At 67.3% G+C, this 21,575-nt stretch carries 19 protein-coding genes; 11 read left to right on the top strand and 8 right to left on the bottom strand.

Features of this window, described 5'->3' with window-relative positions; genetic code table 11:
- Positions 1-62 precede the first annotated feature (62 nt).
- The gene (locus OO63_RS14760; RefSeq protein WP_051810903.1) at positions 63-878 is read left to right on the top strand and encodes an SDR family NAD(P)-dependent oxidoreductase; all 816 of its coding nucleotides are present in this window, start codon (positions 63-65) and stop codon (positions 876-878) included.
- 5 nt (positions 879-883) lie between these two features.
- Here OO63_RS14760 and OO63_RS14755 read toward each other — a convergent pair whose 3' ends face one another.
- Positions 884-2,266, bottom strand: a complete 1,383-nt coding sequence (locus OO63_RS14755; protein ID WP_030359268.1) for an NsdA family TPR-like regulatory protein — start codon at positions 2,264-2,266, stop codon at positions 884-886.
- 215 nt (positions 2,267-2,481) lie between these two features.
- On the opposite strand from OO63_RS14755, the gene OO63_RS14750 reads away from it, so the two are divergent.
- From OO63_RS14750 to OO63_RS14720, 7 genes are all read left to right on the top strand, one after another.
- Positions 2,482-4,008, top strand: a complete 1,527-nt coding sequence (locus OO63_RS14750) for a radical SAM protein (protein WP_030359269.1) — start codon at positions 2,482-2,484, stop codon at positions 4,006-4,008.
- 82 nt (positions 4,009-4,090) lie between these two features.
- Entirely contained in the window at positions 4,091-4,702 is a 612-nt protein-coding gene (locus OO63_RS14745; RefSeq protein ID WP_234311217.1) for an aspartate racemase/maleate isomerase family protein, read from the top strand.
- Complete coding sequence (locus tag OO63_RS14740) at positions 4,699-5,520, top strand: HhH-GDP family DNA glycosylase (RefSeq protein ID WP_051810865.1); 822 nt, start codon at positions 4,699-4,701, stop codon at positions 5,518-5,520. The genes OO63_RS14745 and OO63_RS14740 overlap by 4 nt, the downstream gene beginning before the upstream one ends.
- A 21-nt stretch (positions 5,521-5,541) precedes the next feature.
- Positions 5,542-6,360: a carbohydrate kinase family protein gene (locus tag OO63_RS14735; protein WP_030359272.1), complete on the top strand. Its 819-nt coding sequence runs from the start codon at positions 5,542-5,544 to the stop codon at positions 6,358-6,360.
- 21 nt (positions 6,361-6,381) lie between these two features.
- Positions 6,382-7,326, top strand: coding sequence for a nucleoside 2-deoxyribosyltransferase (locus tag OO63_RS14730; protein WP_030359273.1), 945 nt, complete (start codon positions 6,382-6,384; stop codon positions 7,324-7,326).
- Positions 7,323-7,823 (top strand): P-loop nucleotide/nucleoside kinase family protein, encoded by a 501-nt coding sequence (locus OO63_RS14725; protein ID WP_030359274.1) that lies wholly within the window; start codon positions 7,323-7,325, stop codon positions 7,821-7,823. Before OO63_RS14730 ends, OO63_RS14725 begins: the two co-directional genes overlap by 4 nt.
- 80 nt (positions 7,824-7,903) lie before the next feature.
- Positions 7,904-8,209 (top strand): nucleoside triphosphate pyrophosphohydrolase family protein, encoded by a 306-nt coding sequence (locus tag OO63_RS14720; protein ID WP_030359275.1) that lies wholly within the window; start codon positions 7,904-7,906, stop codon positions 8,207-8,209.
- A gap of 447 nt (positions 8,210-8,656) precedes the next feature.
- On the opposite strand, the gene OO63_RS14715 is transcribed toward OO63_RS14720, so the two are convergent.
- Genes OO63_RS14715 through OO63_RS14705 form a run of 3 tightly spaced genes read right to left on the bottom strand, consistent with a single transcriptional unit; the run spans position 8,657 to position 11,912 of the window.
- Positions 8,657-9,343: a TniQ family protein gene (locus OO63_RS14715; protein WP_030359276.1), complete on the bottom strand. Its 687-nt coding sequence runs from the start codon at positions 9,341-9,343 to the stop codon at positions 8,657-8,659.
- Positions 9,334-10,386: a TniB family NTP-binding protein gene (locus OO63_RS14710; protein ID WP_030359277.1), complete on the bottom strand. Its 1,053-nt coding sequence runs from the start codon at positions 10,384-10,386 to the stop codon at positions 9,334-9,336. Before OO63_RS14710 ends, OO63_RS14715 begins: the two co-directional genes overlap by 10 nt.
- A complete protein-coding gene (locus OO63_RS14705; RefSeq protein ID WP_030359278.1) occupies positions 10,383-11,912 on the bottom strand; it encodes a Mu transposase C-terminal domain-containing protein in 1,530 nt (509 codons plus the stop codon). The genes OO63_RS14710 and OO63_RS14705 overlap by 4 nt, the downstream gene beginning before the upstream one ends.
- Before the next feature lie 211 nt (positions 11,913-12,123).
- Between OO63_RS14705 and OO63_RS14700 the strand changes: the two genes are divergently transcribed.
- On the top strand, positions 12,124-13,386 hold the full coding sequence (locus tag OO63_RS14700; protein ID WP_078619143.1) for an IS256 family transposase: 1,263 nt from the start codon (positions 12,124-12,126) through the stop codon (positions 13,384-13,386).
- Between the two features lie 372 nt (positions 13,387-13,758).
- On the opposite strand, the gene OO63_RS14695 is transcribed toward OO63_RS14700, so the two are convergent.
- On the bottom strand, positions 13,759-14,511 hold the full coding sequence (locus OO63_RS14695) for a TnsA-like heteromeric transposase endonuclease subunit (protein ID WP_030359280.1): 753 nt from the start codon (positions 14,509-14,511) through the stop codon (positions 13,759-13,761).
- Between the two features lie 1,150 nt (positions 14,512-15,661).
- Here OO63_RS14695 and OO63_RS46780 point away from each other — a divergent pair.
- Together OO63_RS46780 and OO63_RS14690 are read left to right on the top strand one after the other, a co-directional pair.
- A complete protein-coding gene (locus OO63_RS46780; protein WP_078619135.1) occupies positions 15,662-15,859 on the top strand; it encodes a helix-turn-helix transcriptional regulator in 198 nt (65 codons plus the stop codon).
- Positions 15,856-17,244: a tyrosine-type recombinase/integrase gene (locus tag OO63_RS14690; RefSeq protein ID WP_030359281.1), complete on the top strand. Its 1,389-nt coding sequence runs from the start codon at positions 15,856-15,858 to the stop codon at positions 17,242-17,244. Before OO63_RS46780 ends, OO63_RS14690 begins: the two co-directional genes overlap by 4 nt.
- 162 nt (positions 17,245-17,406) lie before the next feature.
- Here the strand turns inward: OO63_RS14690 and exaC are convergent, their stop codons facing one another.
- The 3 genes from exaC to OO63_RS14675 all read right to left on the bottom strand — a co-directional run bounded on the left by exaC (position 17,407) and on the right by OO63_RS14675 (position 21,333).
- Positions 17,407-18,930 carry an acetaldehyde dehydrogenase ExaC gene (gene exaC, locus OO63_RS14685; RefSeq protein ID WP_030359282.1) on the bottom strand — a complete coding sequence of 508 codons (1,524 nt, stop codon included), beginning with the start codon at positions 18,928-18,930 and terminating at the stop codon, positions 17,407-17,409.
- 285 nt (positions 18,931-19,215) lie between these two features.
- Entirely contained in the window at positions 19,216-20,475 is a 1,260-nt protein-coding gene (locus tag OO63_RS14680) for a GAF domain-containing protein (protein ID WP_030359283.1), read from the bottom strand.
- Between the two features lie 213 nt (positions 20,476-20,688).
- The gene (locus OO63_RS14675; RefSeq protein ID WP_051810864.1) at positions 20,689-21,333 is read right to left on the bottom strand and encodes an N-acetylmuramoyl-L-alanine amidase; all 645 of its coding nucleotides are present in this window, start codon (positions 21,331-21,333) and stop codon (positions 20,689-20,691) included.
- Positions 21,334-21,575 lie beyond the last annotated feature (242 nt).

Below are 21,575 nucleotides of genomic sequence, written 5' to 3'. Positions count from 1 at the left end.
CGGCATTGGGGATGCATTCCGCCACGCTCGTGCGCATAGGTTGTACGGGGATGGAGGGCGTAATGCTGGATGCAGATGTGGTTGTAGGGAATCGAGCCGTGCCAGGCCCCCTTGAGGGGCGGCATGTGGTGGTGACGGGCGGCTCTCGCGGGTTGGGGGAACAGGTCGTGCGCCTGCTCTTGGCCCAGGGCGCGATCGTTTCCACGTGCGGACGGAATGCGGACCGGCTCGATGCCCTCAATGCCTCGGTGCAGCAGGACGGCCTGCCAGCCTTGTTCACCCGCTCCTTGGATGTCACGGACTCGGAGGCCCTGGAGGGCTTCGTCGACGCCGCCGCGGCCGAGCGCGGGGGCTTGCACGGCGTGGTGGCGTGCGCCGGGGGAGCGGCTGGTCGTTCCCTCGGGGAGTCGACTGCGCAGGACTGGACGACCACCTGGGAACTGAACGCCGGGCACTCCGCACGTCTCACTGCGGCGGCCCTTCCTCACCTTCGGGCCGCAGGCGGCGGTGCTGTCGTCGTGATTGCGTCGATCTCCGGATGGAAGCCAGGGCCCCAGGCACAGTACGGAGCGGCAAAGGCGGCTCAGATCCACCTTGTCTCGTCCCTGGCCCGTGAGCTGGGCCCGGACAACATCCGGGTGAACGCTGTCTCGCCTGGCTCGATGCTCATTCCGGGGAAGAGATGGGATCGCATGCGTACGGAGGATCCGGCGGCGTATGAGCGATTCCTCGACGAGTTCCCAGCTCGCTCGCTGGTGTCCCCAGTCGAGGTCGCAGAGGTTGTGACGTTCCTGTTGTCGGACCGGGCGCGGGGCATTTCAGGAGCCAACGTCCCTGTCGACCGGGCGCAGAACGCACCGACCCCAGGCGGATACTGAGCCCGTCAGGCAGCGCCGAGGATGGGTTTCGCCTTCCGCTCGAATTCGCGGACCATCGGCTCATTTCGCCGTGGCTCGAGCCTCGATCTGAATTCCCGCAGGGCCTGGACGGAGCGCTCGGAGTGGACGCCACTCAATCCGTTCAAGGCGTGGGTGGCCGTGCTGATGGCCTGGTCGAGGCGGCCCTGCTGCAGATGAGCGGTGGCCAGCACCGACCGGCTGATTGCCTGCCGACGGCGACGTTCGGCGTTCGCAGTGACAGACGCTTCAGCCAGTCGTTCTGCTTTCGTTGACTCGCCCAAGTCCCTGTGGCACAGGGCCGCTTCGGCCTCTAGATAGTGAGGGTCCAGGTACCGAACCCACTCCGACTCCTGCAAGGCGCCCCGACTAGAGTCCAGAGACTGGGCCGCTGCGTGCAGCGAAGCCGTCGCGGCTCGCCCGTCGCCGAGGGCCGCGTGCCCGCGTGCGGCCATGGCATGGAGGCGCATCAGCCCCATCGGGCTGCCGGCCGACTTGGCGGTGGCAATGCCGATTCGGGCGAGTGCGACACCGTCGCGCGGATAACCGAGGTTGGTGAAGAGGTGCGACAGGCCCGCGAGGATCTGCCCGCCGAGCACCCGGTCACCGCCTTCTTTGCACAGACTAAGGGCCATGTTCATGTTGCACAGGGCCAGGCCGTACTCCGCCGAGTCGTATGAACACCAACCCGCCATTGCAGCCAGCTTCGCGCCGGCGGTGAAGAGCTGCTTCCGCTGGTGATGAGGGATGCCGCGCTGCTGGAGCATCGGCACGACTTCGACGGTCAGGTAGTTCACGATGCTGGAGTGGACTCCGCCGCCACCGTAGGTGTTGTCCATCTGGTCGAACATCTTGATCATGGCTTGGACTTGCTCGACCTGACCGCCACCCTCGACGACAGCCAGGGTCGGCTGCTGTTCCTCTTCCAGGAGCCAGAGCAGCCACTGCCTCTGTGGCTCCAGCAACGCAGATGCCACAAAGGGCACGGTGCCGAGCAGGCTGCGTCGGGAGATGGCGGTAGAACCGAGTTCGGCGAGCGTGTGCAGCGTTTCACCCACGTCTTCAGAGTAAGACAGGGCTCGCGTAATCACCGGCTTCAGAGGGGCAGCTGAGAAGCCTAAGTCCGCTGGTGCCACTGGTCGATTGAGCATTTCGGAGAGTGCGGCAGCGATGAACTCCGTTGCTCGTCCCCTGGGTTGCATTCCCTGGAGCCATCGGGTGACCGACGCTTTGTCGTAGCGCATCACCACACCTTGGCGACGGCCCAGTTCGACGACTCGCCGAGCCAGCGCGGCGTGCGAACAACCCGCTTCCTTCAGCACGACGAAGAGGGTCTTGTTGGGCTCGCTCGACGCTGTCTCACCGCTCATACGTCGATGATGCCCAAGCGGTCACTCTCTGTCCCGGCCTTCGGACAGCCTGCCGTGCGAGTACAACCTCCGTGCAACCGGACAACCCCGACGCCCCCTGCTATCGCGGACCTCTTCTGCCGAGACTGGGGACGCGCCGGAGGCGGCGAGCCCATGCCCCTTGCCATCTCCGCACTGAGCCGCCGGAGAGTTCGGCGGCGACCAGAAGGGGACTCATGCCTAAGCCCATCGTTGTGATCCTGGACGCCTTCACCGTGGAACCGAGCGGACTAGGTGTTCCTCCCTACCTGTCCACGTACGTACGCGCTGCCTGGTCTGCTCTGACCACGGCACAGCCCGAGGCGGACGTGCGATACCTGACCATCGACGACGTGCGCTGGTGCCTCGCCGGGGGGAAGCCCGCGGTGGACCCACCCCTCAGCGACCCCCTGACCTACTCCGCGACGACGAACCGGACGCAGGCCGTCGATCTTCTCCATCGGGCGGACCGCGTTGTCGTCATCGCTGGCGACAAGGTTCCGAGCGTCCACCTGCACGCGGTCAACGGCAGTCTTGAGGAGATCGCTCGCGCGATGGCCTGCGTGCGTGGACAGCGCATCCTGCTCGGTCCTCTGTCGACATACGCACTGGAATCTCCCGCCGAGTACGCGGGGCTGTTCGATGCGGTCCACACGCACACGCTCACCGCTGATGGGCTTGCAGGAGGAAGCCGTACGCCGGCGGCGTACGGGATGCTCCGCAAGGAACGCAGGGACTTCGGCGGGCTGGTGGCCCAGATGCTCTGGCGGCCCATCGCCGAGCTGGAGTTGTATCGCGGGTGCACCCGCCGCAGGTTCTGCAACTTCTGCAGCGAGCCGAGCAAGTCGCCTCTCGTAGTCTTCCGTGATGTCAGCGACGTGATCGAAGAGGCCGGTCAGCTCTACGACGCCGGCGTCCGTAACTTCCGTCTGGGCCAACAGACGTGCTTCTTCTCCTATCAACATCGCAGCGAGGACGCGATCCACACGCTCCTCGCGGGCATTCGGGACCGCTGCCCCGATCTTGAGGTGCTGCACATCGACAATGCCGACCCGCTCGCTGTCGCGGCACCCGTCGGCCTTCGGATCGCCAAGCTGGTGGCAGAGTTCTGCACCGAGGGCAACTGCGCACCGATGGGAATCGAGAGCTTCGATCAGGTCGTCATCGAGCGGAACACCCTCACCTGCACGCCCGAGATCCTGCGGCGCGCGGTGGAGCACATCAACGATGCCGGTGCCGAGCGCGGGCCGGGCGGTCTTCCCAAGCTGCTCCCAGGACTGAATCTGATCTACGGATTGCCCGGCGAGACCCATGCGACCCACATCGCGAACCTGACGCACCTCACGAACATCCTGGAGGCGGGGCTGCTCTGTCATCGCACCAACGTCAGGCAGGTTCGCGCGTTCCCGGGCACGCCCCTCGCGGAAGAAGGGCTACCCGGACCGCTGCCTTCGGTGGAGCACTTCGCATCGTGGAAGGCGGACATCGACCACGGCTGGGATCAACCGATGAAGGAACGCGTCTACCCACATGGACTGGAGGTACCCGGACTGCACTCCTACTTCGTGAGTGACCGCGGTACCTGGTTCCGACGGCTGGGCTCCTACTCGATCCAGATAGTGGAGAGGGGAGCCGCTGTCCCCGTGGCCACGGATGCGGCTCTCCGAGTGACCGGCCACGCCCCTCGCCTCATCTACGGGGAACGCCTTGCCCCCGCCGCATGAGAGCACGCTCGGCCTGCTCGCCGAATTGGACTCGCGGGCCGAGCGGACCGTTCGCGTAGGGGTGTTGCTGCCGTGGGCGAACGTGGCCGTCGAGGAGGAACTCCCGCGTCTGGGCCTGGTGCACACCGTGTTCCATTACGCGCGTCTTGTCCCCGCGTCTCGGACGACCGCAGTGGATGCGTCGTTCTGGTACGGCCTGCGCGAGGCGTCCACCACCGCCATGGACTCGTTGAGGCACGTGCCCCTGGACGCCGTGGTGTTGGCCTGTACCTCCGCAGGGTTTACCGGAGGACCGCCGCTTCCATGGGAGACCATCACCGCCTTCGATGCTCTGCTCGGGGCTCTGGCTTCGTTCAACGCCACACGGGTGGTGCTCGCCACGCCGTACCCCGATGCCGTCACTCGCTCGGAGGTCGACGCGTTGCGGGCCGGGGGCGTCGCTGTCCGGGCGCACACGAGCCTCGGGCTCGATGACGGTTTCGCCGACGTCCGGCCCGCCGATGTCCGTACGCTGCTGTACCGACTGCCACCGGACACGTTGCGTGCCGCCGACGCGGTGGTGCTCTCGTGCACCGGTTGGCACACGCTGTCCTGCGTCCAGGCCCTGGAAGAAGAGCTGGGCAGACCGGTGGTCTCGTCCAACCTTGCCATTGCCCTGCACGCGGCCAGACTCTCCGCCGGAGTGAGCACATGAAACGGTCTTTCCGTACGGAACCGAGCCGGAGCGACATCGCCCGCATCCATCACCTCGTCGAGCGCGCGGCGAGCCTTCCGGACGTCAAGGCCGAGGTCGAGGCCAACCATGACGAGAACCGGTGGTGGCCCACCGCAGTGACCGATCCGCGCCTGCGGATGGCGGTCGCGGGCTGGTCGACCCGCGTCTCCTACCGAATGATCGACATCTATGCGCGAGTCGTGGTCGACGCCGACGCCCTCGGATTCGACCGGCTCACCGCCAGCACCGACGCTGAGCTTGCCCAGCTTGTTCAGCCGCTCGGGCTCGGCCAGACCCGCATTTCGTACCTTCGGTCCCTCACGGAGCTGCTACAGAGCTGGGAGAAGGCTTCCGTCGACCCGCTTGCCGCGGATACTGACTGCGATTTGCTGATCCACGACTTCGCACGCGAGGTCCGAGGAGCGTCGTACAAGGTCGCCCAGTGCGCCGTGCTGTACGCCCGCGGCTATCACTGCGGAATCATCCCGGTCGACTCTGGCATGGTCACCAAGCTGGCACCCGCCCTGGGGGCTTCTGTGGGCTCGGGCGCCGCGGCACACGAGCGGTTCCGATGTCTGCTTGAAGAAGGGGTTCGAGCCCGGTCCGTCGATTTCCGGCGGCTGGTCGACGCTCTCGACTACCGGGTGTCCATCCCCGCTGGCGTCGAACCGACCTGGTGGGTGCACCTCGTATTGATCTACTTCAAGCGGCTCTATCTGAACGGCCCTTCGCCCCGCCTGTGCACCCGTCGACCGGTCTGCACGCGGGTAGTCGATTGTGCCCACGTCCACTGCTGAACCGGTCCGGGGGAATCGGCGATGAACAGCCTGTCGGTCATCGGCAACATCTCGCGCGACCGCACCCGGTACCCGGACGACCGAGGCGGCGAACAGCTAGGCGGAGCCGCGCTGTTGGTGTCGCTTGCGGCAGCCCGAGCGGGAACCGCGGCGGCGCCCGTCGCAGTCGTTGGACGAGACCTGCAGGATCTGCCTGGCGCGGTGATCGTAGACGGTCTCGACTGGTCCGCTCTGCACGTCAGCGAGGATTCGTCGACGGCATTCACTCTGGACTATGACGCTCACGGTCAACTTCTGGCCGTGGATGCGCAGTATGGAGCGCCGCGCGCTGGGACGTCCCATGCACTCGACCGCATCGCGAACCACCCAGGCCACGTCTACCACCTCTGCTGTCGTCGACCTCTCGACGTGGCCGCGCTGCTGCACGCCCTCGACTCCTGTTCGGCCCAGTTCAGTCTCGACTTCTTCTTGACGAGCGCGGAGCAGATGATGCGTGAAGCAGCTCCCTGGCTGACGAAGGCCACGACCGTGTTCGTCAACGCCGCTGAGCATCGACTGCTCGCTCAAGTCGCTGCCATCGCCGACCTGGCTGAGGTAGTGGTCACCGACGGCCCGCGCCCTGTGCGCGTCTACCGTTGGGGACGGCCTGCCGCGGAGGTTTACCCGCCCGACCCGGTGTACGGCGAAGTGACCGGCGCCGGCGACACCCTGGCCGGCACCTACCTCGCCTATCGCGCACAAGGCGCCACTCCGGAGATTGCCCTTCCAGCAGCTGCGGCCGCCGCTGCTGCTCACATCTCAGCCCCTCCCTTACCCCTTCCGGCTCCGCGCCGACCTTGAGCCCTCGATGGGAGCCTCCCTGTGTACTACGTTGCCCACCGACTGTTCGCCGCTCATGACCGTGCCCTCGCCGCCCGACTCGCACAACGGGTCGCCGAAAAGACGGGACCAGAGAACGTCTTCCTCCCCTTCTGCGACACCAACGAGGAGGACCTGATCGCCGATGTGAAAGGGCAGCGCCTGTTCGAGCTGGACCGTGAACGGCTGGGGAAGTTGACCGCCATGATCGCCATCCTGCACGGACCGAGTCTGGACGACGGCGTGTGCATGGAGATCGGCTACGCCTGCGCCCTTGGCGTCCCCGTAGTCGTCGTGACGACCGACTTCCAGACCTACTCGATGTCGGCGGGTGGGCCCCGGCTCGAGTTTCCCGATCCAATCGTGCAAGCAGCTGCCACCAGCGTGGTCCGGGTGGCCCGGCTGGCCGACCAGCAGTCTGCGGACGCGGCCAAGACGCGCTTGGAGGCATTCGTCGACCGTAATGAGGGCCAGCTCGACTGGGCTCTGGAGGCGGCAGTCGAGAATCTGCTCGATCTCCCCGCTCGCAGACCGGCCACCGCGTCACCGCGCGACGGAGCCGGGAAGGTGGCCTTCGTGGAGCCGTCCCCGTATCTCGCCTGGCAAGGCGTGTTGACAGCACTGGCTTCGGCTGCGGGCTATGTGCTGTGTGCTCCCGGCCGGTTCGAGGCACCCGACCCTGTGGTGGCGGCACACCAGGATCTGAACGATGCGCTGACTGCGGACGTGCTGATCGCCGACGTGTCAGGTCCGGAGACACCGCCGGGAGCGGCCCTGCTCATCGGGGCGGCGTCGGCGTGTGGCACCCGGATCGCCGCGTACCAGCCCCGCCTCACCTTCACCCACGCCCACGGCCGCGAGCCGAACTGGCGCAACCTGATGATCCAGTACGCCTCCTCCGCCCACCTGTCCGATCCGGCGGCGCTCGACGAGTGGCTGCGGTCATGAACGTCGAGACGGTGGCGGTGAAACACGAGACCCTGGTCCTGGAGGGATGCGACGGCGTCGGCAAGAGCACGCTCGCGACCCGCTTGGCCTGCCAACACGGCTTCACCATCACCCACTCGCCCCGTACCCCGGATCATCTGGACCTGGTGAGCCGGTACCGCGAGCTCCTGGACAAACCCGGACGGCTGCTCCTCGACCGGTGTTTCCTGAGTGAACTCGTCTACGGTCCACTGTTGCGCGGGCGTTCGCGGCTCACCTGGACCCAGGCGATTGATCTTGCTGAGACTGTCGTCAGCCGGAACGGTGTCTTCCTTCACCTGATCGCACCTCCGGTCGTGATACAGCAGCGACTGCTGCAGCGTGACGGGGCAGCCGCCGGCCTGGACGAGATCTCGGACCTCGTGACGATCTACCAGCGGACCTTCGAGACGCTCGCGTCGTATTGCCCCGTGGAAACCATCGACACGACGAGACTCGATCTTCCTTCCACGGGGTGAGACCCCGCGCATCCGTCAGCGGGAGCCACTTGGCCCTCGGTAGGCTGCGGCAGCAACTGCTGTACTGCCCCGGAGGAGCCTTGGAAATCCGGACCGCCCAGAAGCTCGCCTGGGAGAACAAGACCGCGAAGGGGTTCAACACCACTGACGTGCCACTTGAGTTCGGTCTTCTGAACGCCGAAGTCGGCGAGGCGTTCACAGCATGGCGCAAGCGCCTGCCGGACTTCGGCGAGGAACTGGCCGACGTGTTCTTGTACTTGGCGGCCTTGGCCGAGATGAACGACATCGACCTCGGTCACGAGGTCGCCCAGAAGATCGAGAAGAACGCGCGGCGTGAGTACAGGCGCGACGAACAAGGAGTGCCCGTCCGTGTGCGCGAGGGCTGATACCCCTCGATTCACCGGATCGCGCGGCACGGCGCGCGGACGCAGTCTGCCCCGTCGACAGACGACACCCTCCCGCCATCCCGGGGTGCCGGGCGCGAATGCGAGGAACACCGAGCCAACGCTGCCGTCTTCCAGCACTGGTCGATGACCAAGCTGCCGAGCACCTCTGGCGCATCGAGCTTTGCATGTGACGCGGCGGTGACTGCCCCGCCGTCTGTTCTGTCGACGCTGCCGCGACGAATCCGGTATCAATCCGGCACTCGCCGTTGGGCCTCAACAGCGAAGCCTCCGCCGCGATGCAGAGTAGCTGGCGGAGAGCGCTGGGCAATCCGTCATCCACACGGTGCGGGTGGTGACTCGACCATGATGCCGAGAGGCGGGGCCGAGCAGGGCAGCAGAGTCGCGCCTACGGTGTGCTCGGCGCGGATTTGTCCTTTGACATCGAAGTTAGTCGGGCGCAGTGCGCTGACCTGGGGCGACTAGGTTGGATGTCAAGGGGGAGGCTGACCGCTTCTTGCGCTGTCTGCCGGATCGCGTGTAGTCGATGTAGTGGCGGATGCTGTGGTATTTGACCAGGTAGTCGTGGTCGTCCATGAGCTCGATCCAGATCTGCCTCTTGTTCAGCCCTCTGCTGATCATGTTCTCGATCAGGTCGGCGAGTTCGCCGGTGATGGGGTCGGCCAGCTGTCCCGTCTCTGTGGTGGTCAGGCGTGGGATCTCCAGGGCGAAGCGGATATCCCAGCAGCGGAGGTTGTAGCGCTTGGCGAGCGTGTGGATCCGTGTGCCTTTCAGGGCCTCTTGGGTGATTTGGTGCGCCAGGTCCTGGCGCCGGGCGAAGGGATTCTTCCTGGGCAGGCGGCGGCGTGGCCTGTTGGCGCCGCCCAGGGCGCTGGCGTCAGCCAGGGCGCGCTCGAGTGCCTCGGGCGAGTGGCCTGCGACCGTGGCGAGGTGTTCGAGGAGCGGCCTGGCGAACCACTGCGGTGGGCCGGAGAGATAGCAGTGCAGGAAGCTGGGCTTGAGATGGTTGGCGCGGGCCAGGCGCCGGATGTAGGAGTCGGAGGATTCTCCTAGGCAGGGGCGGAGGCGGACCGGTAGGGGTGCATACCGGGGCGGCAGTTCGCTGTTCATCGGCATGCTGCGGTCTTCGTGGCCATCGAGGCGGTGGTGCGGGCGGTGTGGTCGAGCGGAATGGCCTGCAGACTCTTCTTGGTGATCTTCTCGGTGCCTGTGAGGATGGCATCGAGCGCGGCTCCGCGGATGGCGTGTGAGAGGGATCCGATCATGCCGCCGGTGTGGTCGTGGAGGAAGCGGTCCAGGCTGGTGAGCGTGCCGGGGCGGTGGTCGTGGAGCCGGAGGGTGTCTTCCATGGTGGCGACCAGGCCCTTCCATTCGCTGTTGTAGGGGAAGGGGCGGGAGGGGATCACGGTGAAGCGGCCGGCGATCTGGGCGCCGCGTGTCCCGGACAGCAGGCTGGATTCGGCGATGTCGATGCCGGCATAGATGAAGGTGGCGGGCAGGCGCTCGGAGAAGTACTTGAGGGTGTCGGCGACTTCGGCGCCGTGGCGGCTGGTGAGTGAGATGTTGTGGAGCTCGTCGACCAGCACCAGACCGGTGCGCGTGTCGGTGCAGACACCGACCACGGCCTCGATGATGTCGGTCATGTTCGAGCGGGCCCGCACCGGCAGTCCCAGGAAGCGGGCGAACTCGGTGGCGATCATGCGGGCCGTCGCGGCCGGCGGGACGGTGACATAGACGACCGGGATGCGGTCGGTGACGTGTGGGTGCCGGGCCCGGTCAAGGAGTTCGTGGGAGCGTCCCAGCTGGGTGATAGCGATGGTCTTTCCGGTGCCCGCGGGGCCGGAAACGATCAGCCCTCGGCGGGCGCTGATCGCGTGGCGGTTGAGCAGGACCAGCCGGCGTCCGCAGATCGCCGTCTTCTCGACGAACGAGGTGGCGATCGTGAGCATGCGGGCGTGATGGTCCAGGCGGTCTTCGTCGTAGAGGTCCCGCTCGGATACTGGCATCTGCTGCCAAGCGCTCCGGGAGGCCAGGGCCGGGGGCGCGGGCGGCCCGTCGATGAACCTGTTCCATCCAGTCAGGGTGTTCAGCTGTCGGCCGGCCTCGGCGTCGGCCTCCCGCAACACGGCTTGCCGGGCTGTCGGCTTGGAGAGAGTCACGGGCGCCTCCAGGGGTTGGCGAGCGGGTCGAACAGACCTAGCGGGATGACCTTGGCCGGCGAGGTGTCGGTGTCCTCATCCGTTGGTTCGCGGTCGGCCGGCGGATCGGGGATCTCCCGGCCTGGGGCGGTCGCCCGGGTGCGGGCGGCAATCCGGCGATCTTTCTGAGACCGTTTGGCCGCAGGGCCCTGCTCATCCTGGGGGCCATCGTGGGCGCGCTGGAGCAGGGCGGCAGCCGCATCCGCGATCTGTGCCTCGTTGCCGCCCTGGACCCGTTGGCGGGCGTGGTCCCAGGCCATTTCGCCGAACGGGACGCCGACGCGGTGCAGGTGCCGCCAAAACACCGTGATCCACCGGTCCCTGTCGCCGCGGCGGTCGCGTACCCAGATCCGGGACACGTCGTAGGGGTCGTGGTGGATCTCCCACAAGCCGTTCTTCTCGGCGACGCCGGAGCGCTGACGGCGCAGCGGGTTCAACTCCGGGCTGTCGTAGGTGCGGTGGTTGATCTTGATGCCGTAGGCGTTGATCGCCTGCCACCGTTCCGGCAGCAACTCGACGTAGTCCTCACCGCTCAGCGCGGCCGGGACGTAGCCGCTCGACTCCAGCAGCATCGCGTACTTCTCGTTCGGCGAGAAGGCCCGCTTCGGCGCGTCGGGGTCACGCAGGGAGTCGTGCGGCCGGTTCTGCCAGACAGCGACGATCCACTCGTCGAGCAGTTCCTGCAGCTCGGGCAGCGACCACAGCGGTCCGTCCTCCAAGTGCCGGCCGCGGCGGTCCACCGACCGGCCGGTGTAACCCGCGACGAACTGCGCAAACAGCGTCGCCACGGACCCCAGGGTCTTTTCGATCACTCCCTTCTCGAAGGGCGATGCCTTGTGCGTCGGCTGCAGCGTGATGCCCAGAAAGCGGCAAGAGGCCCGGAAGTTGTTCGAGATGAACAGCTTTCCGTGGTCGCAGACGACCGTCTCCGGAACGATCACCGGCCGCGCCGCCGCATGCTCCAGCCGCTCGTCCAATTCCAGCAGCCGGCGGTGCGGCAGTGCCGACCGGGACATGCGCAGCGACTCCGACCAGCCCGGACGCATCATGTCCGGCGTGATGCTGCGGGCCACCAGGGCGGAGGCATCGGCCGCCTTCGTCGTCGGCCGCAGCACCGCCGCAGTGATCGACCTGGACGCGATATCGACCAGCGCGGTCAGCTCAACCTTCTCCGCGATGCCGTCGTCCAGCCTGACCAGGACATCCAGCGGGCTGGAGTCGATCTGCATCAACTCGCCAGGTGCAATGGCCGGGACTTCCCCGAACGGGCCGGCCGGACGCGCATGCAGCGAGCGGCGCGTGGTTGCCGAGCCGGTCGCATGCGTCCCGGCGGCCAGTTTGTCGAACAGCCGGTAGAGCGTGCGCTCGTGGGGCATTTCAATGCCGTCGCCATCCTCGCCGGCTGCCAGGATCTGCTTGGTCCGCCAGATGGTGAATCGGACTGTCCTTGAGGAGGCATCGGTCGTCTCGGCGATCGCCTGCCGCATCGCGTCGACCACCGCCGGGGCGATCTGGCCGAAGGGAGGCAGCTGCTTGGCCGTCCGGCCGTCGGCCAGCCCAACCGAGGGTGTACACCAGAGTGTGTGAGTAGGGGATGATTGCTCCTGTTTGGTTCTGGTTCCTGCCCTGAACGGAAAGTGACACACCGTGATATCTGGGCAGGACATTGAGCAGGGCCGTGCTGAGGCCGTGGAGCGGGTGAAGAGGGTGCTGTCGCCGGAGGCGATCGACGCGTTGATCGCGGACGCGAAGGAGTCCGGGATCGGCCTGGATGGCCAAGGCGGGCTGTTGCAGCAGATGATGAAGCAGGTCATCGAGCGGGCTCTGCAGGCCGAGCTGAGCGATCATCTCGGCTATGAGGCCGGGGATCCGGCGGGGCGGGGCAGCGGCAACAACCGCAACGGCTCGTATCCGAAGACGGTGACGACCACGACCGGCCCGGTCGACATCGACGTGCCGCGGGACCGTCGGGGCGAGTACGAGCCGAAGATCGTGCCCAAGGGGACGCGCCGGCTGGGCCAGGTCGACGAGATGATCCTGTCGCTGTACGCGCGCGGCATGACCACCCGCGACATCACCGCCCACCTGTACGAGGTCTACGGTGCCGAGGTGTCCCCGGCGCTGGTGTCGAAGGTCACGGACGTGATCGCGGACGAGGTCAAGAGCTGGCAGGACCGTCCTTTGGACGAGTGCTATCCGATCTTGTACATCGATGCGATCCGGATCAAGGTCAGGGACAACGGGCACGTCGTCAACAAGGCCGCCCACCTGGTCATCGGCGTCGACGTGGACGGGATCAAGAACGTCCTGGGCATCTGGCTGCAGGACAACGAAGGCGCCAAGTTCTGGCTCCACGTTCTGACCCAGCTCAAGCACCGAGGCGTGCGGGACGCGCTCGTGGTGTGCTGCGACGGCCTCAAGGGCCTGCCCGAGGCGATCGAGGCCGTCTGGCCCGCGGCCGTCACGCAGCTCTGCGTCGTTCACTTGATCAGGTCGGCGCTGAAATACGTGAACTCCACCGACCGCAAGAAGGTCGCCGCCGCACTCAAGCCCGTCTACACCGCCGTGGACGAGACAGGCGCCCTGGAGGCCCTCGAGACCGTCCGGGAGGAGTGGGGCCGGAAGTGTCCCGGCACGATCAGCGTGTTCGAGAACGCCTGGGCCCAGTTCATCCCGTTCCTCGACTTCGACCAGGACATACGCCGCGTCATATACACAACAAACGCGATCGAGTCGATGAACCGCAATCTGCGCAAACTCGTCAAAACCTCCGGGCACTTCCCGTCCGACGACGCCGCACTGAAGATGCTCTACCTCGGCATCCGCAACATCGAAGGCCGCCACATCGACGGCAACGGAACGAAGGTCCCCGCCGGCCGCGTCCGCGGCACCGGAACCCTCGGCTGGAACCGCGCCATGAACCAGTTCAAGATCCGCTTCGGCGACCGACTCCCACTCTGACCAACATCAACAGACAGTAACCACGGCAGGAATCAGAACCCACGGAGCACAACACCGAACGCACACAACCCAGTTGACATCCTCGCCCAACCAGCCCGTCGCGGCGATAACGCTGGCGCCGCTGCTTGACGCCACTGGCCGTCATCCGATGACCCGCCGCCGTCAGCTCGGCAGCCTTGGCCCGCTCGCGTTCGGCCAGCGAGTGCAGCCTGGGGTCGAACTCCGGCCGCGGCACCGCCCCCTGGGGAGCATCCGGCGGCAAACCGTGCAACACCTCCAGGATGTGCCCCTCCCACCAACGGGCCTGGTCAGCCGCGTTCTTGGGGTACTCCGCGATCCGGGCTGTCGGTGGAACCCGCCGTCCCTGCTCCGTCATCCGGCACCCCCACCGGCGAGGCGCACGACCGTGCGCGGCCCCAGCAGCTCGACCGACATCCCCTCGGCGGACAACTCCTGCCGCCACAGAAGGTGGAACAACACAGGCAGCGTCGCGAGCCGGTCGCCGGCGCTGTCGGCCCCGGCCATCAGCGGCACCGGTTGCGAGAAGACTTCCATCAGCCGGGCCGCCACCGGATGCTGTCGACAGCGCGGGTGACGGTAACGCGAGAGCCACCGCACGTTCGCCAGCAGCACCGCCTCCGGCCTCCCCACCCGCTCAAAGCCCCACCCGGCGTCGGCGCAGGCCCGGCGCGTCACCTCGAACGCTTCCGCATCGCGCGGTGCGATGCAGTCGTCGGCGCGGACATCGACAACCACGGCCGAGCCATCCGCGCGGCGCACGAAGAAATCCGGGGCATGCCGACGCTCACGCGTCCCGTCGTGCCAGTGCAGCCAGAACGGCTGGGAGGCGACCCCCACCACAGCCGGATCGAAATCCATGAGCACGAGACGGTCCCGCTCCAGCCACGACTCGAAACCGACATGCTGCCGAGTCGTCGCCGCCCAGTACCAGCCCGGGAAATAGCGCCCACCCGGCGGCCACCGAAACGGCCGCACCGGACGAACGTCCTCGAACCTGACCGACACACAGTCCAACAGCGGACGCCGACGACGCTCACGCTTGCCCACCACACTCGACACCTCGACGTACGGCGCCGCCCCTTCCGACCCAGCCGATACCGACATACGACACCCCCAGCCCGCTCGCCCCTCACGACTAGATTCGCTGTCAAAGAAGCCGAAACGACTGGGTTCGCTGTCAAACGCCTCGATTGGATGACAAAGCGACTGGGTTCGCTGTCAAAGGACAGGATTCGCCCACGGCAGACGGGAAAGAGCCCCAAAGGACTGGAACCTCCTCCGAGACCATGTCAACGTACAGCGTCCCGGAAAACACCAGGTCAGCGAAGGGACGCGGGCTTCGGGCAGACCGGCATGCAGGCCGGACGCCTTGGGAGCCCGTACCCCCGTCCTGCTCGGCCTCGTGGCTGAGGCTCGTCTCAAGGAGGCCCATCTGTCGAATCCCGCTCTCCGATCCACCCGCTTCACTGCCCCCATCCTCTTGGCGCTCGGCGCCCTGAACGCGTGGACCGCGCAGGAGACGGGAGACTATGGCGCGCTTTCCACGGCGCTCTGTCTCTGCGTCTGCGCGGCCGGGCTGTTCGGGGAGGACCTGGTGCAACGGGGCTACCGTCGTGATCGAGCGGTTGTCGCGCACGTCGCGATGCACCCCGGAGCCGCACTCCGACAAGTCGCCTGCGCCGTTGGTGCCCCCGAGTGTGTCGTGGCCCGTAGCCTCAGCCGACTCACCGAAGACGGGCTTCTGACGCTCGGCACGGACGGAGCGACCCCCGCTCTCCGGTCCTACCGGCTGTCGTCCTCATGGAGACGACAGGGGTGCTGATGGGCGACCCCCTTTTCGTGCTGCGCGATACATAGCAGACGATCCCCGGTTAGCGAAACCGGGGATCGTGCAGAGCATTGATGGTGTTCGCACGCGGCTGTGCTTGGCGGTGGAGTCGTGGCGGACGCAGTTGGCAGTGCCGCACGCATTCGCGAGGAGGTAGAGGGCGCTGCTGCCGCCTGCTGCCCTATCAATGACCGCGTCTTCATGCCCACGGCTTTGGCTGCCTGATTGCTACGCCAGGTCTCCTCCCTGGCCACTCGCCTGTGCGCCGTGAGGAAAATCCCATGCTGGGTCGATTCGCGATGCCCCGCTGCGTTCTATCGGTCACTCCGCAATGGATGGCCCAGTAGGGCGGCTGGTCTGTGCCGCGTATCGATGCACGCCTGGATTTCCGGCATGAAGCCTTTCTCAATACGAAGGTGAAATTGCATGGCTCGTCCTCCTGCGCTGAAGCTGACCGAGGTTCTTGCGGAGATCCGCATGAGTCCGTCGGCGTTCTACCGCATGCGCGCCCGCGGGCAAGCCCCCCGCATGATCAAGCTGCCCAATGGCGAACTCCGGTGCCGTCGCACAGATCTGGATGCCTGGTGGGACGCTTGCGAGAGAGATTTTGACACTTGGCGATGAGTTACAACGTCCGTTTCTGGGACATACGCGAGCGCCCTGACCGGCGCAAGGCGTTTATGGTCCGGTGGACGGTCAACGGACGTGAAAAATCAGAGTCATTCATGACTATCGGGCTCGCCGAGAGCAGGCACGCGAAGCTGATGACGGCGGCGCGTGAGGGCGAGCCTTTCGATGAGCACACGGGTCTGCCGGCGTCCGAGCTGCGAGCCATCAAGCAGCGGACGACGTGGTACGACCTTGCCCACGAATACATCGATCAACGGTGGGACCGTACACCGGGAAACACCCGCCGTACCCTGGCCGACGCATTCGCCACCATCACGCCTGCCCTGGTGCACCCTGGCGCAACCTATCCGGAGCCGCGGGTGCTGCGGCGCGCCTTGTACTCGTGGGCGTTCAACAAGAACGCATGGGCCCAAGAGCCGACCGAGGAGTGGCGGAAAGCCCTGGACTGGCTGAAGCGAAACTCCTTGCCCGTCGGTGCTCTCGCGGAAGCCGATGTGCTGCGACGGGCGCTGGACGCCCTGTGTCGCAAGCTGGACGGCAAAGCGGCTGCGGCTAAGACAGCGCGGCGCAAGCGGGCTGCGTTCAACGAAGTGCTCAACACCGCCGTGGAGAAAGGTTACTTCGCGGAGAGCCCCCTAAACGGGCTCAGGTGGAACGCTCCGGCGGTCAACGAGGAGGTGGACCCGGCTGCCGTCCCCAATCCGGCCCAAGTCGACCGGCTGCTCGCGGCGGTTGCTCAGCTGCGCGGGCGAGGCCCTCACCTGGAGGCGTTCTTCGGCTGCATGTACTACGCGGCCATGCGGCCCGCGGAGGTCATCCACCTCCGGCTCGAACAGTGCCATCTGCCCGAGACCGGATGGGGGATGCTCAACCTTTCGGGCGGCGTCATCACCGCGGGCAAGGAGTGGACGGACGACGGCGCGGTACACGAGGTGCACTCGCTCAAACGCCGCGCGGCTACCGCGACCCGGCCTGTGCCCATCCCGCCGAAGTTCGTGCGGATCCTGCGGGCACACATCGAACGGTTCGGCGTGGCGCCGGACGGTCGACTGTTCCGGAATGAGGCCGGCAACTACGTGGACGCGTCTGCGTATGGCATTACGTGGGGGCGGGCACGGAAGTACGTGCTGACCCGCACGGAACTCGCCTCCGGGCTGGCCAAGCGGCCCTACGATCTCCGGCACGCCGGGATCTCGTTCTGGTTGTACTCCGGTGTGGACCCGGCCGAATGCGCTCGCCGCGCGGGCCAGAGCATCGAAGTCCTCTTCCGCCACTACGCCAAGTTCCTGGATGGCGTCAGGGAGCAGGCCAACCGGCTGATTGAGCAGTCCATGCAGGAGTGGGACCGCGTCAGCCAGGGCGCGGCGCCTGAGGGGTGAGTCGGGGTTTTGGTCCGTGACTGGTCCGGAAGAGCTGGTCAGAAGCGGGATAGCGGTGGGAGAAACTGGGAGTTACGACGTAAATCGAGCCCTGCTCTGAGCGGGCCGAGCGGAAGGCGCCTGACCGGCAAAAGCCCAGGTCAGGCGCCTTTTCTCGTGCCCCTAGAAGAAGCCGAGCTTCTGTGCCGAGTACGACACGAGAAGGTTCTTCGTCTGCTGGTAGTGCTCCAGCATCATCTTGTGCGTCTCACGGCCGATCCCGGACTGCTTGTAGCCGCCGAACGCCGCGTGCGCCGGGTACGCGTGGTAGCAGTTCGTCCAGACGCGGCCTGCCTGGATCGAACGGCCGGCGCGGTACGCGGTGTTCATGTCCCGCGTCCACACCCCGGCACCCAGGCCGTACAGCGTGTCGTTGGCGATCTTGATGGCGTCGTCGAAGTCGTTGAACGACGCGACCGACACGACGGGGCCGAAGATCTCCTCCTGGAAGATCCGCATCCGGTTGTCGCCCTCGAAGATCGTGGGCTGTACGTACCAGCCACCCGCCAACTCGCCGTCGTACTCGATGCGCTGCCCTCCCGTCAGGACCTTCGCACCCTCCTGCTGGCCGATGTCCAGATACGAGAGGATCTTCTCCAACTGGTCGTTGGAGGCCTGTGCGCCGATCATCGTGTCCGTGTCCAGCGGGTGGCCCGGCTTGATCGCCTCGGTCCGGGCGATCGCCGCTTCCAGGAATTCGCTGTAGTGGCCGCGCTGGATCAGCGCCCGCGACGGACACGTACAGACCTCGCCCTGGTTGAGCGCGAACATGGTGAAGCCTTCGAGCGCCTTGTCGCGGAAGTCGTCGTCGGCGGCCCACACGTCGTCGAAGAAGATGTTCGGGCTCTTGCCGCCGAGCTCCAGCGTCACCGGCTTGATGTTCTCCGAGGCGTACTGCATGATCAGCCGCCCCGTCGTCGTCTCCCCGGTGAACGCGACCTTCGCGACGCGCGGACTCGACGCGAGCGGCTTGCCCGCCTCCACGCCGAAGCCGTTGACGACGTTGACCACTCCGGGCGGCAGCAGGTCGCTGACCAGGCTCAGCCAGACATGGATCGACGCCGGTGTCTGCTCGGCGGGCTTCAGGACGACCGTGTTCCCGGCGGCGAGCGCGGGCGCCAGCTTCCACGTCGCCATCAGGATCGGGAAGTTCCACGGGATGATCTGAGCGACCACACCCAGCGGCTCGTGGAAGTGGTACGCGATGGTGTCGTCGTCGAGCTCGCTGAGTGAACCCTCCTGCGCGCGGATCACCCCCGCGAAGTAGCGGAAGTGGTCGATGGCCAGGGGAATGTCGGCGGCCAGCGTCTCCCGCACCGGCTTGCCGTTCTCCCAGCTCTCCGCGACCGCGAGTGTTTCGAGCCCGGCCTCCATGCGGTCGGCGATCTGCCTGAGGACGGCCGCCCGCTCACCCACGGACGTATGCCCCCACGCCGGTGCCGCCGCGTGCGCCGCGTCCAGGGCGCGCTCCACGTCCTCGGCCGTGCCCCGCGCGATCTCGGTGAACGGCCGGCCGTTCACCGGGCTCGGGTTCTCGAAGTACTGCCCCCGCGCCGGCGCCACATACTCCCCGCCGATGAAGTGGTCGTACCGGGCCTCATAGGCGACGACTGCGCCCTCCGTACCGGGCGCTGCGTAACGGGCCATCTTGACTGCCTCCCCGGACACGCCGCCCGCCATTGGGCAGCTCTCCGCTGGAGGTTAGGGAGACGGAGGTTGCAAGTACGTTGCGCGCCACGGCCACGGCGACGGCCACGGCGACGGCCATGGCGACGGCCATGGGCAGGGCCACGGCTACGGCCACGATGGGGCCGGGCCGGGGCCGATGCCTCGCCTAGGTGGTGCCCGAGAGAGACGCCGTTGCCCGTGAGCCCGGCGCGACGGCTCTCCTACGGGCGACGGCCGGTGCTGTCCACTGCGTCGGCCCTCACCTCACCCTCGATCGGCCGTCAACTCACCCTCGAGGGACCGCAGCCTCGCCACCACCGGCGCCGTCGGCCGCACCGCCGCCAAGGCCCGCCACACCTCCGCGTCGTCCTCGCCCCACGGCGCGTGCACCCAGTCCGACAGCAGGTCCGGGTCACCCCGCGCGATCAGCGCCGCCCGCACCTGGTCGGCCAGCCGCCGCCGCAACCGCGCCACAGCCGGCGCCTGCGACCCCGGAAGCAACGGCCCCGCGTACCCCGACACCGCCGCCGTCACCGCCCCACACCCGAGGCGCCGCTCCACGACATCCACATCCGAGGTGACCCGCACCGCCAGGCGGTACGGCCGCGACCGCAGCATCTCGGGCCCGAGTACCTGCCGCAGCCGCGCCAACTCCGCCCTCAACGTCACCGGCGTCACCGACTCGTCCTCGTACAACGCGCACAGCAACTCATCACCCGTCAGCCCCTCCGGATGCCGGGCGAGCAGCACCACGATCTCGCTGTGCCGCCGACTCAGCCGCACCTTGCGACCGTTCGCGACGAGCAGCGCCTCGTCGCGCCCGAGCGCCGTCAACTCCCACGCGCCATCCGCCTCCACCGGCGGCGACAGGAGGGCCAGTTGGGACTCCGCCGCTCGCGCCACCGCCTGCACGAAGGCCAGGCTGTGCGGATGCGCGAGCCCGTCGCCTCCGGTGATGTCGACGGCCCCGAGCAGCCGGCCGGAACGAGGGTCGTGCACGGGGGCGGCCGCACACGTCCAGGGCTGCACCCTGCGCACGAAGTGCTCCGTCGCGAACACCTGCACCGGCCTGTCCACGGCGACCGCCGTTCCCGGCGCGTTCGTGCCCATCGCCGACTCCGCCCACCGCGCACCCGGGACGAAGTTCATCCGCCCCGCCCGCGTCCGGGTGGCGGGGTGCCCCTCGACCCACAGCAGTCTGCCGTGCGCGTCGCACACCGCCAGCAGATGCTCCCCGTCCTTGGCGAAGCCGCCCATCAACTCGCGGAACACCGGCATCACCCGCGACAGCGGATGCTCCGCCCGGTACGCCCCCAGGTCCCCGGCCGTCAGCTCGACCGACGCCCCGGTGTCCTCCGGGCTGACCCGCGCCCGCACCGAGCGGCGCCACGACTCGGCCACCACGGAACGCACGGGTCGGGTGACGGTGCCCGCCGCCGTGAACCGCTCATGCGCGCTCCGCATCGTCCGTACCCGCTCGGCGGGGTCGGTGCCGAACTCCAGAGCTACCCATGGATCGGTCAACTCGGTCCTCCCGGGGCGGCGATGCGGTGTTGCCATCGTCACCCCGGGAACTCGAGCCGACAAGCGTCCGCGCACTCACGTCGGCTGGTCCTCGACCTTCTGAGGTCAGCCCTAGACTGATCCTCGGGCGGAGCTGGGGCGGCTCCAGGTCGGCCCTGGGTCGGCCCGGGCTGCCGGTGACTGCTTCGCCGTCGGGGGCTGCCGATCCCGCGGTCAGGCGAAGTTCACCATGCGGATGTAGCGCGACCAGTCCCAGTGCCGGCCGGGGTCGGTGTGATCCGCCCCCGGCACCTCGACGTGGCCGATGATGTGCTCTCGGTCCTTGGGGATGCCGTACTTCTTGCAGATCGCCGCGGTCAGGGCCGCGGACTGCTCGTACATCTCGTCGGTGAAGTACTGCGGCTTGTCCACCCACCCTTCGTGCTCGATGCCGATGCTGCGTGTGTTGTAGCTCCAGTTGCCCGCGTGCCAGCCGACGTTGCGCTCGCGGACGCACTGGGCGATGTGGCCGTCCGACGAGCGGACGACGTAGTGCGCGGAGACCTTCTTCGCCGGGTTCTTGAAGATGGCGAGTGTGTCGGCGTAGGTCTCCTGGGTGACGTGAATGACCACGTACTCGACCGGATAGGTGGTGGGACGGTTGGCGGCGGTGTAGTTGGAGGTGCTGGCCGGCACCGACTCGGCCAGGGGGTAGTCGACGGCCCGCGCCTGAGCGTCGGCCGGACGTGCCGTCAGGAGCGCTGAGGGGAGGGCGGCGAGAGCGGCTCCTTGGAGGATCCGGCGCCTGCCGGGGCGCGGTATGGGCGCGGTTGTCTCGGCCTGTGGTGTGTCCTTCGCTCGGTGTTCTGCTCGATCCATGGCTGTTCTGCCTCTCGGTGGGGGGAGCAGCTGGACGGCACGGTTCCTCGGTGAGGGGACGGCTCGGGGCCGTCATGGCGAGGGGCGGTGCAGGGCGGGTAGAGGGCGGTGCCGCCGCCTGCACAGTGTGGGTGGCGAATTCGTGGGAGTCCAGGAGCGGTAGGCGCGATTCTCGCACTCGTCTCGGCTCCCCGCGGTGAGTTTCGTGTAGGTCCTGAGCCGTTCCTCCGCATCCTTTCCTT

The organism is Streptomyces alboflavus (genome assembly GCF_000716675.1).
In the GTDB taxonomy this organism is placed as follows: domain Bacteria; phylum Actinomycetota; class Actinomycetes; order Streptomycetales; family Streptomycetaceae; genus Streptomyces; species Streptomyces alboflavus.
Note: the sequence above shows the minus strand (reverse complement) of the source record. Positions and strands in the feature narration are given on the sequence as shown.

Excerpts from the sequence above, each read along its gene's own strand:
- OO63_RS14760 (WP_051810903.1), top strand. The coding sequence starts at position 63 with ATGCTGGATGCAGATGTGGTTGTAGGGAATCGAGCCGTGCCAGGCCCC.
- OO63_RS14755 (WP_030359268.1), bottom strand. The coding sequence starts at position 2,266 with ATGAGCGGTGAGACAGCGTCGAGCGAGCCCAACAAGACCCTCTTCGTC.
- OO63_RS14750 (WP_030359269.1), top strand. The coding sequence starts at position 2,482 with ATGCCTAAGCCCATCGTTGTGATCCTGGACGCCTTCACCGTGGAACCG.
- OO63_RS14740 (WP_051810865.1), top strand. The coding sequence starts at position 4,699 with ATGAAACGGTCTTTCCGTACGGAACCGAGCCGGAGCGACATCGCCCGC.
- OO63_RS14735 (WP_030359272.1), top strand. The coding sequence starts at position 5,542 with ATGAACAGCCTGTCGGTCATCGGCAACATCTCGCGCGACCGCACCCGG.
- OO63_RS14725 (WP_030359274.1), top strand. The coding sequence starts at position 7,323 with ATGAACGTCGAGACGGTGGCGGTGAAACACGAGACCCTGGTCCTGGAG.
- OO63_RS14715 (WP_030359276.1), bottom strand. The coding sequence starts at position 9,343 with ATGCCGATGAACAGCGAACTGCCGCCCCGGTATGCACCCCTACCGGTC.
- OO63_RS14705 (WP_030359278.1), bottom strand. The coding sequence starts at position 11,912 with ATGCGGCAGGCGATCGCCGAGACGACCGATGCCTCCTCAAGGACAGTC.
- OO63_RS14695 (WP_030359280.1), bottom strand. The coding sequence starts at position 14,511 with ATGTCGGTATCGGCTGGGTCGGAAGGGGCGGCGCCGTACGTCGAGGTG.
- OO63_RS46780 (WP_078619135.1), top strand. The coding sequence starts at position 15,662 with ATGGCTCGTCCTCCTGCGCTGAAGCTGACCGAGGTTCTTGCGGAGATC.
- OO63_RS14690 (WP_030359281.1), top strand. The coding sequence starts at position 15,856 with ATGAGTTACAACGTCCGTTTCTGGGACATACGCGAGCGCCCTGACCGG.
- exaC (WP_030359282.1), bottom strand. The coding sequence starts at position 18,930 with ATGGCCCGTTACGCAGCGCCCGGTACGGAGGGCGCAGTCGTCGCCTAT.
- OO63_RS14675 (WP_051810864.1), bottom strand. The coding sequence starts at position 21,333 with ATGGATCGAGCAGAACACCGAGCGAAGGACACACCACAGGCCGAGACA.